Below are 14,065 nucleotides of genomic sequence, written 5' to 3' on the forward strand. Positions count from 1 at the left end.
TCGCCCTCAAGCGCCGGACGGGCCGGGGTACGCATCGGGCGCTGTAGCAGAACGGTGACAATCGCGCCCCACCTGCGCACCCCCACCCCCCGCCACCACCTCCACACTCCGCGTATACACCCCGGGTATACACCGCGTGTACAGTCCTGCCCATGTCCATCGGTCACACCCTCCTGGGACTCCTGGAGTCCGGGCCCCGACACGGTTACGACCTGAAGCGGGCCTTCGACGAGAAGTTCGGTCACGACCGGCCGCTCCACTACGGCCAGGTCTACTCGACGATGTCGCGCCTGTTGAAGAACGGCCTCGTCGAGGTCGACGGCATCGAGGCGGGCGGCGGACCCGAGCGCAAGCGGTACGCGATCACCGACGCCGGCATCACCGACGTCGAGCGCTGGCTCGCCACGCCCGAGAAGCCCGAGCCGTATCTCCAGTCGACCCTGTACACGAAGGTCGTCCTCGCCCTGCTCACCGAGCGCGACGCGGCCGACATCCTCGACACCCAGCGGGCGGAGCACCTGCGCAGCATGCGGATCCTGACCGACCGCAAACGCAAGGGCGATCTGGCCGATCAGCTCATCTGCGACCACGCCCTGTTCCATCTCGAGGCCGACCTGCGCTGGCTGGAGCTCGCCGCCGCGCGCCTCGACAAGCTGAAGGCCACGGTGACCGCATGAACGCTCCCGGGGGATCCCTGCTCGTCGCCGAGGACCTGAAGAAGGCGTACGGGCCGACCATGGCGCTGGACGGCGCCGAGTTCTCCATCCACCCCGGCGAGGTCGTCGCGGTGATGGGCCCGTCCGGGTCCGGCAAGTCGACGCTGCTGCACTGCCTCGCCGGCATAGTGACGCCCGACTCCGGCTCGATCCGGTACGACGGCCAGGAGCTCGCCACGATGAGCGACGCGGGGCGCAGCAGGCTGCGTCGCACGGAGTTCGGGTTCGTGTTCCAGTTCGGCCAGCTCGTGCCGGAGCTGACCTGTGTGGAGAACGTGGCCCTGCCGCTGCGGCTGAACGGCACCTCGCGCAAGCAGGCCGAGCGCACCGCCCTGGGGTGGATGGAGCGGCTGGAGGTCGACGACCTCGCCAAGAAGCGGCCGGGTGAGGTGTCCGGCGGACAGGGGCAGCGGGTCGCGGTGGCGCGCTCGCTCGTCACGAGCCCGCGGGTGGTCTTCGCCGACGAGCCGACCGGCGCGCTGGACTCGCTGAACGGCGAGCGGGTGATGGAGCTGCTCACCGAGGCGGCCCGCTCGGCCAACGCGGCCGTGGTGCTGGTGACGCACGAGGCACGGGTGGCCGCCTACTCCGACCGCGAGATCGTCGTACGGGACGGGAAGTCGCGGGACATGGAGCGGGTCGTATGAATGTCACGCAGTGGTACCGGGATCTGGGTCTGGGGGTGCGGTTCGCCTTCACGGGCGGCCGGGAGGGCTGGATCCGCGCCGCGCTGACCGCGGTCGGCGTGGGGCTCGGGGTGGCGGTGCTGCTGCTGACGACGGCGCTGCCGAACGCGCTCGCGGTGCGGCACGCCCGCGAGGAGGCCCGGCTGGACTACTCGTTCTCCGCGGACGTCCCGCCCAAGGGCGACAACAGCATGCTGATCGCCACGAGCGACACCACCTTCCGCGGCAAGGACGTGCGCGGGCGGATGGTGGAGCCGGAGGGGCCGCGCGCGCCGCTGCCGCCCGGAGTGGGCGAGTACCCCGCGCAGGGCGAGATGGTCGTCTCGCCGGCGCTGAAGAGGCTGCTCGCCTCCGACGGTTCCGCGCTGCTGCGGGAGCGGCTGCCGTACCGGACCGTCGGGACGATCGGGGAGAGCGGGCTCATCGGCTCGCAGGAACTCGCCTACTACGCGGGCGCCTCCGGGCTGGCCGCGCATCTCGACGGCGGCGGGGTGACCCGGCTGACGTCGTTCGGGAACCCGCGTCCGACGCGGGAGCGGACGGACCCGGTCCTGCTCCTGCTGATCATCGTCATGATCGTGGTGCTGCTGATGCCGGTGGCCGTGTTCATCGCGGCGGCCGTGCGGTTCGGCGGCGAGCGGCGCGACCGCCGGCTCGCGGCGCTCAGGCTGATCGGTTCCGACGGCCGGATGACCCGGCGGGTCGCGGCCGGTGAGGCGATGGCCGGTGCGCTGCTCGGGCTGGTCGCCGGCACCGGGTTCTTCCTGATCGGCCGGCAGGTGGCGGGTTCGGTGGAGGTGCTGGGCATGAGCGCCTGGCCCAGCTATCTCAACCCCTCGCCCCTGCTGGCGGCGCTGGTCGCGCTGGCGGTGCCCGCCGCCGCCGTCCTGGTCACGCTCTTCGCCCTGCGCGGCGTGGTCATCGAGCCGCTGGGCGTGGTCCGCACGGCCAGGCCCACCCGGCGCCGGCTGTGGTGGCGGCTGCTGCTGCCCGTGGGCGGTCTCGCGATGCTCTACCCGATGATCGGCCAGGGCCGCACCAACGGTGACTTCAACCAGTACCTGGTGATCGGCGGTGTGCTGCTGCTCCTGGTCGGGGTCACGGCCCTGCTGCCGTGGCTCGTGGAGACGGTCGTCGCCCGGCTCGGCTCCGGTGGGGTGGCCTGGCAACTGGCTGTACGACGCCTGCAGTTGAGCAGCGGTACGGCGGCCCGGATGGTCAACGGCATCGCGGTGGCGGTGGCCGGGGCGATCGCCCTGCAGATGCTGTTCGCCGGCGTCGACGGCGACTACACCGAGGCCACCGGGCAGGATCTGCGGCGGGCGCAGCTCCAGGTGAGCGTGCCGGAGGGCGTCCCGCTGGCGGACACCGCCCGGAAGTTCGCCGACACCAAGGGCGTCTCGAAGGTCACCGCGCTGTGGGAGGGATACTTCGGCGACTCCTCCTGGAACAGCGAGAACGGCCCGCAGATCAGCTCGGAGCTGACCGTGGGCGACTGTGCCGCGCTGCGCGAGGTGGCGGAGCTGCCCTCCTGCAAGGACGGCGACATGTTCGTCCTGAACGGATCCGACTACGACGCCGACTCCACGAAGCTGAACAAGCCCGGCACCAAGCTCTACATCCAGGGATGGGGCGAGCACAGTCCCGAAGCCGTCTGGACCGTCCCCGCGGGCATCCGGGAGGTTCCCTCGGCCGTGGACCCCCGGAATCTGCGGCGCGGTGGCTTCGCGATGACGACGGGCGCGCTGCCGAAGTCGCTGGCGAACATGGTCAGCGGTGAGCTGTACCTCTCGGTCGACGAGTCGGTGCCCGACGCGGACGAGTACGTCCGCAACACCACCTTCCAGGTGGACCCGATGGCCTCGACGATGACCTGGTCGGCCACCAAGAAGGACCGGAAGTACGCGTCCATCCGTTCCGGTCTGCTGGTCGGCTCCGCCTGTGTGCTGCTGCTGATCGGGGCGAGCCTGCTGGTGTCGCAGCTGGAGCAGTTGCGCGACCGGCGCAAGCTGCTGTCGTCCCTGGTCGCCTTCGGCACCCGGCGGCGCACCCTGGGCCTGTCGGTGCTGTGGCAGACGGCGATCCCGATCGCCCTGGGTCTGGTGCTGGCCATGGTGGTGGGGCTCACGCTGGGCGCGATCCTGCTGAGGATGACGGACACCAGGATCAGCGTGGACTGGCCGAGCGTGCTGGCGATGACCGGCTTCGGCGCGGCGGTCGTGGCACTGGTGACGGTGCTGAGCCTGCCGCCGCTGATGCGGCTGATGCGGCCGGACGGGCTGCGCACGGAGTGACCTGCACACTCCTGGAAGACCTGGAGGGCCCCTCGGACTCACCGTCGAGGGGCCCTTCGGCCGTTCAGAGCTGGTACTCCCGCACCACCCTGCGCACCTGCGCGAACAGCATGCCCACGTTGACGGACTTGCGGCAGACGACCACCGCGACGACGTCCTGCTGTTCGGTCATCCTCACGAACAGGTGGGTGAGGTTGTCGCTGTTGACGAGGATCTCCTGGAAGAAGTGGTTGTCGCTCTGGATGCCGCGCCGCTCCTTGAAGACGTCCTCGATCATGACGACCGTGCGGCCCTGGAACAGGTCGAGCGTCGCGCCCGCGAGCAGGTCGAGGACCTCGGGCGGGTGGTTGTCGACCGTCTCGTAGGACAGCAGCATGCCGGTCGACATGTCGACGACGCCGGAGGCGACGCAGTCGGGGGCATCCGTACGCAGTGACTTGACCAGGCCCATCACCTGATCGGAGAAACCGGGGGTCATACGCTTCGTCGCCATCCCTTCAGACTCCTTCGGCGGTTTTCTCGGTGAGGATCAGATCGATGCGGCGCAGGGCCGGCTGGGTCGCCCGGTGCAGGCGCTCCACGTCCATCCCCTCGTCTCCGAGTACGACCATCAGCGCGGTGTCGCCGACGGCGTAGAACGCGGCGCAGCCGTGGCTGCCGTAGGTCACCGTGCGGTGCAGGGCGCCCCGGGCGGTCGCCTCGGAGGTACGGCGGGCGAGGCCGAGACCGGCCGCGGCGAGGGCGGCGAGGCCCTCCGGATCGATCGAGTCGGCCGTGTCGGCGGCGATGAGCAGCCCGTCGGCCGCGGCGAGGGCGGTATCGGTGATACCGGTCACCTGCTCGCGCAGACCGCGCATCTCCCGCGCGAGGGCTTTGTGGTCCATAAGTGCAACTCCCCTGATTCTGATCGCATGTGACCGTCTGTTTTCTGTGGGGGATTTCGGATTTTCCGGTGGGGCCGGCCATTCGAGCGGTCCGGTTATTTCGGCGTGGGATTGCGGAGGCGGAAGAAGTCCTTCCAGCCGGTGCCGCCGCCGTTGTCCTCGGTGTCCTCCGGGGCGAGGGCCTCGTTGATGCCGCTGGCGCCGGGGCGGCGGCGGGGCAGGGCGGCCGGCTCGGGGGGCGGCTCGGGCGGCGGGACCCGGACGGGCGGCGGGGGCGGGGCGGGCTCCCGTGGCCGTACGCCCTGTCCGCCGGGCGGCAGCCGCACGGGGATCGGCGCGGGCGCGTCCCCGCACTCCAGCAGCCCCTCCGCCAGCATCCGGGCGACCGCCACCGTGACCGTGTAGACCCCGCGCCCGGTACGGAAGGCGAGGTCGCGGGCGGTGCGCCGGCCGTCGGCGTGGGTGAGCAGCTCACGCTGGATCGGGCCGAGGCGGTCGGCGGTGCGGGAGAGGGCGCCGGGCAGCGGACGCTCCCGCTCGGGGCGTACCGGATACGGCATCGAGAGCAGCGCGGACAGCTTGCGGGCCGCCTCCTGGAGCAGCCGGGTGGGCGCCTCGCCGATGGCGACCGGGGCGGGCGGCGGCCCGATCGCCGGACCGCGTTCGCAGTCGTCGACGCTGCCCGCGACGACTGCGAACGCGGCGTCCTGGAGGGCCATCGCACAGACCACGCGCAGCTGTGCGGCGCCCGCGTAGCCATGGGCGATCAGCCCGGCGGCCGGCCAGCGCGCGCCGCCGGACTCCCGCACCAGCGCGGCCCACTCCTCGCCGGCGATCCGCCCGGAGCGCAGCAGCAGCGCCTCCGCGCCGGGCGCGCCGGGCGACTCGACCGCGGCGACCAGCCCTCCGCTCAGATGGAAGGTGCCGCCGGGTGAACCCGCCACCCTCAGCTCGCCCGTGAACCCGTCGCGCACGCACGCGGAAAGGTCGCGTGCCAGCAGCTCGTAGCCCGACATCACTCCCCTTGCCGTGTCGCACATACGCCTGACGCGTACCGCTGAGGGGGGAATGTCTACCAGCCCCGGCGTATATTCCGGGCCGGGGATTTGCTACCTGTCCCGACCTGACGGAAGTTGTCTTGTCGGATCATTCAAATCTTTTTGTTCGGCGCTCATTTGACCGATCGGCGGTGGCGCCGTGGATACGCGAGGAGAGACATGTCGTGGAACGCGCTGCTGTCCGCCCTGCCGGACTACGCCAAGGAACTGCGGCTCAATCTGGGCTCGGTCATCGGCGCTTCGGACCTGCCGGCCCAGCAGCTGTGGGGCACGGTCCTGGTGAGCGCGATCGCGGCCCGCTCCCCGATCGTGCTGCGCGAGCTGGGAGCGCAGGCACGGGCGGAGCTCTCGCCGGAGGCGTACACCGCGGCCAGGTCGGCGGCGGCCGTGATGGCCGTGAACAACGTCTTCCACCGCACCCGGCATCTGCTGTCCGACCCCGCATACGGCCGGCTGCGGGCCGGGCTGCGGACGAACGTCCTCGGCGACCCCGGGGTCCCCAGGGCCGACTACGAGCTGTGGTCGCTCGCGGTGTCCGCGATCAACGGCTGTGGGAGCTGTCTCGACGCGCACGAGCGGGCACTGCGCTCGGCGGGGGTCGGGCGTGAGGTGGTGCAGGAGGCGGTCAGGATCGCGTCGGTGGTTCAGGCGGTGGGGGTGACGCTGGAGGCGGAGGCCGTCCTCGGCGAGTAGCCCGTCAGGGGGCCGTGTCCTCGGGCGCCGGACGGGCCGGAACCCCGTCGGCGTGGACCGGCGCGACCTCCACCGCCGTCGCCCCCCTCGGCCGCGGTGACGTCCTCAGGGCCGGCTCCTGCGCGTACGCCTTCAGATAGCCCACCACCGTGTTCGTCACCGCCACCAGGGGTACGGCGACCACCGCGCCGCCGATGCCCGCGACCAGGCCGCCGGAGGCCACCGCGAGGACCACGGCGAGGGGGTGGACGCGGACCGCCCGGCCGAGGATGAACGGCTGGAGGATGTGGCCCTCGATCTGCTGCACGGCGAGGACCACGACGAGGGTCATGACGGCGGTGAACACACCCTGCGTCACCAGCGCCACGACCACCGCCAGCGCGCCGGAGGCGACCGCGCCGACCAGCGGGATGAACGAGAACAGGAAGATGAACACGGCCAGCGGCACGGCCATCGGCACGTCGAGGAAGTAGATGCCGAGGCCGATGAAGATGGCGTCGATGAGGGCCACCACGACTGTGCCCCGGACGTACGCCGTCAGGGTCGCCCAGGCCCGCGGGCCCGCGCCCGCCACGCCCGGGCGGGCGGCGGCCGGGACCAGCTTCAGGGTCCACTCCCAGATCCGCTTGCCGTCGTAGAGCAGGAACAGCGTCGAGAAGAACGCCAGCAGGATGCCGGTGAGCGCCTCCACGACGACGGTGACGCCCTCCAGGCCCGCGGAGGTGATGGAGTCGGTGTTGGCGCCGATCGCCTCGCGCAGGTTCTTCGCGATGCCGTTGATCTGCTTGTCGGTGACATGGAAGGGGCTGTTGAGCAGCCAGCGGCGCAGATCCTCGATGCCGTCCTGGACCTGGTCGGAGAGGTTGTCGATGTTCTCCATGACCTGCCAGGTCACGAACCAGCCCATCAGACCGATGACGACGAACCCGAGGATGGCGGTGAGCGCGGTCGCGGGCCCCCCGGGGACCCCCATGCGCTTGAGCCGGGCCACGGTGGGTTCGAGCAGGGCGGTCAGCAGCAGCGCGACCACGAAGGCCAGGACGACGAGCTGGACCGCGCTGATGACCTTGATCAGCACCCACACGGTGCCGGCGAGCACCAGCAGCCGCCAGCCGGCCTCCGCGGCGACCCGGACGCCCCACGGCACGGCCTGGGCGGGATCGGGGCGCGCGGGAGGGGGTGACAGGTCCTCAGGGGGCGCCACGGGGGTCTCGGGCGCCGGTGGCTCCGGTTCCTCCGGGGCGCTCTCCCGCTCCACCTCGGCGCGGCGCTCGTCGAGCCGCTCACCCATCTCGGTCAGACCGGCACCGAGCCGGCCGAGCCACCCTGGCACTCGCGACATGATCCGCCCTCTTCCCCCGTCTCTCCCCACCACTCCCCCTGGAGTCGTCGGCTTCCGACCGTACAGGGCGATGGCCCCTCACCTGAGGACGGGGAGGGGCTGCGCGGGGTTGAGCGTCGGCTCAGTAGGAGCCGTTGGCCTGCCAGTAGTCCCAGGCGTCACAGGGGCTGCCGTACCGTTCGTTCATGTAGTTCAGGCCCCACTTGATCTGTGTCGCCGGGTTGGTGCGCCAGTCGGCGCCGGCGGACGACATCTTGGAACCGGGGTAGGCCTGGACGAGGCCGTAGGCGCCGGAGGTGGGGTTGACGGCCTGGTAGTTCCACGTGGACTCGTGGTTCACGATGTTGCTGAAGCACTGGAACTGGCCGGCGGGCACGATCTGGCGGGCGATGGCCTGGACCTCGGCGACGGTGTACGACGCCTGCTGCGGGAAGCTCGCGGTGCTGCCGCCGGAGGCCGAGGCGGCCTTGGTCTCCGCTTCCTCGCGTTCCTTGGCTTCCTTCTCGGCCTGTGCCTTCTCCTCGGCGGCCTTCTGCTTGGCCACGGCGGTCTCGGCCGCCTGCTTGCGGGCCGTCTCCTCGGCCTGCTTCTTGGCGGTGGCGTCCGCGGCGATGGCCTGGGTGGTGGCCTGCCGGGTCAGCGAGGCCGTCTGTACCTGGGCCTGTTCGCCTATCGGTAAGTCGGCGAGGAGCGTCGCGTCGCTCGCCGTGGCCTGCGCGTCGTCACTGGGCTGTGCGGTGTGGGCCTGGGCCACGCCCATGACCGCGCCGACGGTGGTGACCGCGGTGGCCGAGGCCACCGCGAACCCCCGGGCCGAGTTCCGGCTCACACGAAATCCTTCGGTCGAGGTGAGGTCGAGAGGAGTCGAACGGAGTCGAGAGAAAGGGGTCGGCAGAGAGCGGCGCGGCCGGAGCCGCTCGGGCTCAGTACCAGTGGTTGGCCTGCCAGAACGACCACGCCTCACAGGGGCTGCCGTACCGGCTGTCCATGTAGTTCAGGCCCCACTTGATCTGGGTGGCCGGGTTGGTCTGCCAGTCGGCGCCCGCGGACGCGTACTTGCCGGCGGGCAGTGCCTGGAACAGACCGTAGGCGCCGGAGGAGGCGTTGACGGCGTGGTAGTTCCAGCTCGACTCGTGGTCCACGATGTTGCTGAAGCACTGGAACTGGCCGCTGGGCACCATCTGCGCGGCCATGGCCTGGATCTGCGCGACCGTGTACGAGCTCTGGACCGGGAAGTCGGACGCGCTGCGGCTGGCCTTGGCCTTCGCCTCCGCGCGCTCCTTGGCCGCCTTCTCGGCGGCCTCCTTCTTCGCGACGGCGGTCTCGGCGGCGGCCTTGCGTGCCGCTGCCTCCGCTTCCTTCTTCGCTCCCTCGTCGGCGGCGATGGCCTGGTAGTTGGCCTGCTGCGCCACGGTGGCGGTCTGCACCTGGGCCTGCTGGCCGGCAGGTATGTCAGCGAGGAGCGTCGCGTCGCTCGCTGTCGACTCTGCGTCGTTGGGCTGCGCGACACTGCCCGAGGCAACGCCGACGACGCTTCCGACAGCGGTGACCGCGGTGGCCGAGGCCACTGCGAATCCCCGGACCGAGATCCGGCTCACACGGTTTCCTTCCAGCAGCGCCCGCTTCGGTGACCTGGCGGACGCAATCGTGCCCCTGACACTGGCCTCCCCAAAGGTGGGTCACGGGAGACACGGGCCCGGTGGGCAACTCCCGCGAGGGGAGCGCCGCGTGGTGCTCGGGCGGCATACGGCGACGCTATGGAGTTGACAGTGGTGCAGATGCGTTTCCGTACCTCCCCCACTGCCTTGAGGGCGTGGGAGGTACCCCCAGGGGTACAGGTGTGCCGTATGCGGGGCCTGACAGGAACGAGACTCTGCCGTAACCCAACGGCGCAAGGCAATTCCGAGTTGCGTGTGAAAGCTCACACCCCGGGGAACCCGGGAGATTTCGCGAAACCCACACACACGTCGACGCCGCCCGGCTAGGCTCACTGCCTTTGCCGGACGGCGCCGACCGACGCTCACAGCTTATGAAGGTGTGCGGTCAGGGTCAGATGTGCCCGTCCTCCAGCATTTCGGTCACAAGCGCCGCGATCTGGGACCTCTCGGACCGGTTCAGCGTCACGTGCGCGAAGAGCGGGTGACCCTTCAGCTTCTCGACGACGGCGACGACACCGTCGTAGCGTCCGACCCTCAGGTTGTCCCGCTGGGCCACGTCATGGGTGAGGACCACCCGCGAGTTGGCGCCGATCCGGGACAGAACGGTCAGCAGGACGTTCCGTTCGAGGGACTGGGCCTCGTCGACGATCACGAAGGCGTCGTGCAGGGAGCGGCCCCGGATGTGGGTCAGGGGCAGGACCTCCAGCATGCCGCGCGCGGTGACCTCCTCGATGACCTCGCGGGAGGTGACGGCCGACAGCGTGTCGAACACCGCCTGCGCCCAGGGGCTCATCTTCTCCGACTCGGAGCCGGGCAGATAGCCGAGTTCCTGCCCGCCCACCGCGTACAGCGGACGGAAGACCATCACCTTCTGGTGCTGGCGGCGCTCCAGGACCGCCTCGAGCCCCGCGCACAGCGCCAGCGCCGACTTGCCGGTGCCGGCCCGGCCGCCCAGGGACAGGATGCCGACGTCCGGGTCGAGCAGCAGGTCGAGCGCGATGCGCTGCTCGGCGCTGCGGCCCTTGATGCCGAACGCCTCGCGGTCGCCGCGCACCAGTCGGACGTTGCCCTCCGGGGTGACCCGGCCGAGTGCCTTGCCGCGCTCCGACTGGATGGTCAGACCGGTGTGCACGGGCAGGTCGGCGACCTCCGGGACATAGGCGTGGCCTTCCTCGAAGAGGAGGTCCACCTGTTCGCCGGACAGGCTCAGTTCGGACATTCCGGTCCAGCCGGAGGCGTCCGTGATGGCGAGTTCGGCGCGGTACTCCTCCGCCAGGAGACCGACCGACGAGGCCTTGATCCTGAGCGGCAGGTCCTTCGACACGACGGTGACGTCGAACCCCTCGGCCTGCAGGTTGCGGGCGACCGCGAGGATGCGTGAGTCGTTGTCCCCCAGCCGGTAGCCGCTGGGCAGCACGCTGGGGTCCGAGTGGTTGAGCTCGACACGGACGGTCCCGCCCAGCTCCCCGATCGGGATGGGGGCGTCGAGGCGACCGTACTTCACCCGGTAGTCGTCCAGCAGACGCAGCGCCTGCCGGGCGAAGTAGCCGAGTTCGGGATGGTGCCGCTTGGCCTCCAGTTCCGTGACCACGACGATGGGGAGCACGACCTCGTGCTCCTCGAAGCGGGTCATGGCGTTCGGGTCGGCCAGCAGGACGCTGGTGTCGAGAACATAGGTGCGCCGGTCAGGCATACGGCGCTTTGTGCTGGTCACCACGGAAGGACGTACCCCCTCGGATGAGGTCGGGGAGCGACGGAGTGGAGCTGGACCGGTTCATGGCCCTGCACGGGCCGGGAACCGGCCCCCCGCTGCTGCTTCCGTGCCGTGACCGCACGGTCGGGCTGGTGCAAAGGGCCTCCCGGGCGGACGGCCCCGTGCCGCCCGCTGAGGATCCGACACCCGTGGTTCGGGCGTCGACCTGCTTGGCTTATGCCCTCGAAAATGCGCCGCCATGCCACGGCATATGACGGCGCGCCGGTGAACTCCTTGTTACTTCCGTCCCCGAAGGGGTACTCGCGGGCCCCCCGGGGGCGTACGTGCGCTCAGCCGCCGTAGCGGCGGTGACGTGCGGCGTAGTCGCGCAGGGCGCGCAGGAAGTCGACCTTGCGGAAGGCCGGCCAGAAGACCTCGCAGAAGTAGTACTCCGCGTGGGCCGTCTGCCACAGCATGAATCCGGACAGCCGCTGTTCGCCGCTGGTGCGGATGACGAGGTCGGGGTCGGGCTGGGCGCCGGTGTAGAGGTGGCGGCCGATCAGGTCGACGCTGACGGAGTCCGCGAGGTCCTCCATCGAGACGCCCTTGTCGGCGGCGTCGGTGATCATCGAGCGGACGGCGTCGGCGATCTCCTGGCGGCCGCCGTAGCCGATGGCGACGTTGACCAGTATGCCGTCGACGTGGGCCGTGGACTGCTCGGCCTCCTTCAGCGCGGTCTGCACATGGGAGGGGAGGATGTCGGGGGTGCCGACGTGGTGGACGCGCCAGCGGCCGTCGGCGGCGAGGGTGCGGACCACGTCCTCGATGATGCCGAGGAGCGGGACGAGTTCCTCCTGGGGACGGTCGAGGTTGTCCGTCGACAGCAGCCAGAGGGTGACGACCTCGACGTCCGTCTCGGTGCACCAGCCGAGGAACTCCTCGATCTTCTCGGCACCGGCGCGGTGGCCGTGCTCGGTGGTGGACCCGGCGGCCTTCGCCCAGCGGCGGTTGCCGTCCATGATGACGCCGATGTGCTTGGGCACCTGAGCGTGGTCCAGGTGGCCTTCCACCCGGCGTGCGTACAGCCTGACCAGAAGGCCGCGCAGCTTGTCGCGCAGGTTCACGTGATGTCAGCCCCTCCGTGCGAGTGCGGTCCCCGCGGGGCAACAGGGTACCGGTGCGGGGGGTTCGGTTGTTTCTCGGGTGCGGGTGGGTGGGGGCCGGTAGCGCCCACGCGGCGGAGCCGCATGTCGATACGACCCCGCGCCCCTGGTGGGCAGGGGCTGACCGGCGCCTGGAAGGCGGCCCCCGTTCTTGGTGCAAAAAACGGGCCGGTCCGTGGGGGGGAGACGGACCGGCCCGAGGGGGGGTTTCCACCATAACCCTTCGTAAGTGATGCTGCGTGCATCGGCGCGGCACAATTACTCTCCGGAGTTGATCGGCGACGCGCAGATGGCCTTCCGGAGCATGATTCATAGGCCTGGGATGGCCGGAACACAGCGGAATCCCAGGGGAATGACGGTGCTTACCGAGGGAAGCTGAGGTTTTGGCGGGGCTTGGGCGGTGGTCGGGCAGTTGTCCGCCCGTCCCCCCGACGGGCTACCCCGGCGCCTCACGCCCGCTTGACGCGGACGGCGCCGCACAGCCCCCTCCACTGCGCGGTGCCGCCCGCGCAGCTTTGCTCACGCGAATTACCTGCGCTTGAACTTACGTGAGGTCGACGGTGAATGCGAACCGCTCGCGGTAACGATGTGGAAACCTCGTGCAGAACCTGGGGCGTTCTGCGGGAGAGTGAACCGGAATGCCCTTTTGGCTTTTCCGCGGTGCGGCCATGGCGGACAGTTCCCGTCCTCTTTGCGTTCTGGCGTCGGCGCCATGACCCGGAGCATCAGGTGGGAAGAGGCTCCGCGCGGCGGCTGGAACGGCGGTTCCTGGCCAATCCGCTCGCGGCCGGTGACGGAGGGCCCGCGGAGATCGTCGCGGCCATGGCCGGCGCGCACGCGCGGGTTCCCTCGGCTGCGGAGGTGTCGGTCGGGATCCGCGCCGAGGGGATGACACGGACCGACGTACGGGCCGCGCTGACCCGGGACCGGTCACTGGTGCGGACGCACGGCCCGCGCGGGACGGTCCATCTGCTGCCCGCCCGTGAACTCGCCCTGTGGACCTCCGCCCTGACCGCGGTCCCCTCCGGCCGCAGTCCCCTCCCGCCGGAGGTACGGCTCACCGAGGCGCAGGCCGAGCAGGTGGCGGCCGCCGTCGGGGAGGCGCTCGACGGGGTGTGGCTGACGGTGGACGAGCTGGACGAGGAGGTCGTCGCCCGCACCGGGCCCTGGGCCGGGGAGCGGGTGATGCCCGCCTTCCAGGACCTGTGGCCGCGCTGGCGCCAGGTGCTCCTCCAGGCAGGCCAGTCGGGCGCGCTCTGCTTCGGGCCGAACCGGGGCCGCAAGGTGACGTACACCCGCCCACCGCGCTTCGATCCGCTGCCGCCCGGGCAGGCCCTGCGTCTGCTGGTCGGCCGCCATCTGGCCGTCTACGGCCCCGCGACCCCGCAGGACTTCGCCAAGTGGCTGGCGGCGCCTCCCGGTTGGGCGGCCACGCTGTTCGAGGAGGCGCTCGGGGCGGGCGAGCTGGAGGAGGTGCTGTTCGAGGGCCGGCGGGCCTGGGTGGCGGCCGGGGACACCGGGTTCCCGCAGGAGCCCGCGCGTGGGGTGCGGCTGCTGCCCTACTTCGACGCGTACGTCGTCGCCGCCCAGCCCCGGGAGCTGCTGTTCCCGGGTGCCGCCCACGGGCGGGCGCTGGCGGGCGGGCAGGCCGGGAACTTCCCCGTGCTGCTGGTGGACGGGGCGGTGGCGGGGGTCTGGCACCAGCGGCGCCGGGGCCGTCGTACGACCGTCACGGTGGAGCCGCTCGGCCGGCTGACGGCCCACCAGACACGGGAGTTCGGCGACCGGGCCGAACGGATCGGGGAGGTGCTCGAGGCCACGGCGGAACTGGTCATCGGGGAGGTGACCACGGGGGCTCACGCGTGAGGGGCGGCCGAG

General features: G+C 71.0%; 13 protein-coding genes. 5 read left to right on the forward strand and 8 right to left on the reverse strand.

Annotated features, from left to right (window positions below; genetic code table 11):
• Nucleotides 1–152: 152 nt before the first annotated feature.
• From OG852_RS18175 to OG852_RS18185, 3 genes are read left to right on the forward strand one after another with little or no spacing between them, the layout of a single operon-like run.
• On the forward strand, nucleotides 153–677 hold the full coding sequence (locus OG852_RS18175; protein WP_133912636.1) for a PadR family transcriptional regulator: 525 nt from the start codon (nucleotides 153–155) through the stop codon (nucleotides 675–677).
• Nucleotides 674–1,363 (forward strand): ABC transporter ATP-binding protein, encoded by a 690-nt coding sequence (locus OG852_RS18180; protein WP_133912637.1) that lies wholly within the window; start codon nucleotides 674–676, stop codon nucleotides 1,361–1,363. Before OG852_RS18175 ends, OG852_RS18180 begins: the two co-directional genes overlap by 4 nt.
• Entirely contained in the window at nucleotides 1,360–3,696 is a 2,337-nt protein-coding gene (locus OG852_RS18185; protein ID WP_330348449.1) for an ABC transporter permease, read from the forward strand. Before OG852_RS18180 ends, OG852_RS18185 begins: the two co-directional genes overlap by 4 nt.
• A gap of 64 nt (nucleotides 3,697–3,760) precedes the next feature.
• Here the strand turns inward: OG852_RS18185 and OG852_RS18190 are convergent, their stop codons facing one another.
• From OG852_RS18190 to OG852_RS18200, 3 genes are all read right to left on the reverse strand, one after another.
• A complete protein-coding gene (locus OG852_RS18190; RefSeq protein WP_067248480.1) occupies nucleotides 3,761–4,189 on the reverse strand; it encodes a hypothetical protein in 429 nt (142 codons plus the stop codon).
• Nucleotides 4,190–4,193: 4 nt separating this feature from the next.
• Nucleotides 4,194–4,580 carry a roadblock/LC7 domain-containing protein gene (locus tag OG852_RS18195; protein WP_330348450.1) on the reverse strand — a complete coding sequence of 129 codons (387 nt, stop codon included), beginning with the start codon at nucleotides 4,578–4,580 and terminating at the stop codon, nucleotides 4,194–4,196.
• A gap of 95 nt (nucleotides 4,581–4,675) precedes the next feature.
• On the reverse strand, nucleotides 4,676–5,596 hold the full coding sequence (locus OG852_RS18200) for a MarR family transcriptional regulator (RefSeq protein ID WP_330348451.1): 921 nt from the start codon (nucleotides 5,594–5,596) through the stop codon (nucleotides 4,676–4,678).
• 201 nt (nucleotides 5,597–5,797) lie between these two features.
• Between OG852_RS18200 and OG852_RS18205 the strand changes: the two genes are divergently transcribed.
• A complete protein-coding gene (locus OG852_RS18205; RefSeq protein WP_330348452.1) occupies nucleotides 5,798–6,331 on the forward strand; it encodes a carboxymuconolactone decarboxylase family protein in 534 nt (177 codons plus the stop codon).
• Between the two features lie 4 nt (nucleotides 6,332–6,335).
• Here OG852_RS18205 and OG852_RS18210 read toward each other — a convergent pair whose 3' ends face one another.
• The 5 genes from OG852_RS18210 to OG852_RS18230 all read right to left on the reverse strand — a co-directional run bounded on the left by OG852_RS18210 (nucleotide 6,336) and on the right by OG852_RS18230 (nucleotide 12,148).
• Nucleotides 6,336–7,673, reverse strand: coding sequence for an AI-2E family transporter (locus OG852_RS18210; protein ID WP_133912641.1), 1,338 nt, complete (start codon nucleotides 7,671–7,673; stop codon nucleotides 6,336–6,338).
• A gap of 121 nt (nucleotides 7,674–7,794) precedes the next feature.
• Nucleotides 7,795–8,502, reverse strand: coding sequence for a transglycosylase SLT domain-containing protein (locus OG852_RS18215; RefSeq protein WP_133912642.1), 708 nt, complete (start codon nucleotides 8,500–8,502; stop codon nucleotides 7,795–7,797).
• 94 nt (nucleotides 8,503–8,596) lie between these two features.
• Entirely contained in the window at nucleotides 8,597–9,271 is a 675-nt protein-coding gene (locus tag OG852_RS18220) for a transglycosylase SLT domain-containing protein (protein WP_133912643.1), read from the reverse strand.
• Nucleotides 9,272–9,722: 451 nt separating this feature from the next.
• Nucleotides 9,723–11,048, reverse strand: a complete 1,326-nt coding sequence (locus OG852_RS18225; RefSeq protein ID WP_133912644.1) for a PhoH family protein — start codon at nucleotides 11,046–11,048, stop codon at nucleotides 9,723–9,725.
• Between the two features lie 326 nt (nucleotides 11,049–11,374).
• Nucleotides 11,375–12,148 (reverse strand): isoprenyl transferase, encoded by a 774-nt coding sequence (locus OG852_RS18230; RefSeq protein ID WP_133912646.1) that lies wholly within the window; start codon nucleotides 12,146–12,148, stop codon nucleotides 11,375–11,377.
• 768 nt (nucleotides 12,149–12,916) lie between these two features.
• Between OG852_RS18230 and OG852_RS18235 the strand changes: the two genes are divergently transcribed.
• Nucleotides 12,917–14,053: a winged helix DNA-binding domain-containing protein gene (locus OG852_RS18235; RefSeq protein ID WP_330348453.1), complete on the forward strand. Its 1,137-nt coding sequence runs from the start codon at nucleotides 12,917–12,919 to the stop codon at nucleotides 14,051–14,053.
• Nucleotides 14,054–14,065 lie beyond the last annotated feature (12 nt).

This window comes from Streptomyces sp. NBC_00582 (assembly GCF_036345155.1).
Classification (GTDB): Bacteria; Actinomycetota; Actinomycetes; order Streptomycetales; family Streptomycetaceae; genus Streptomyces.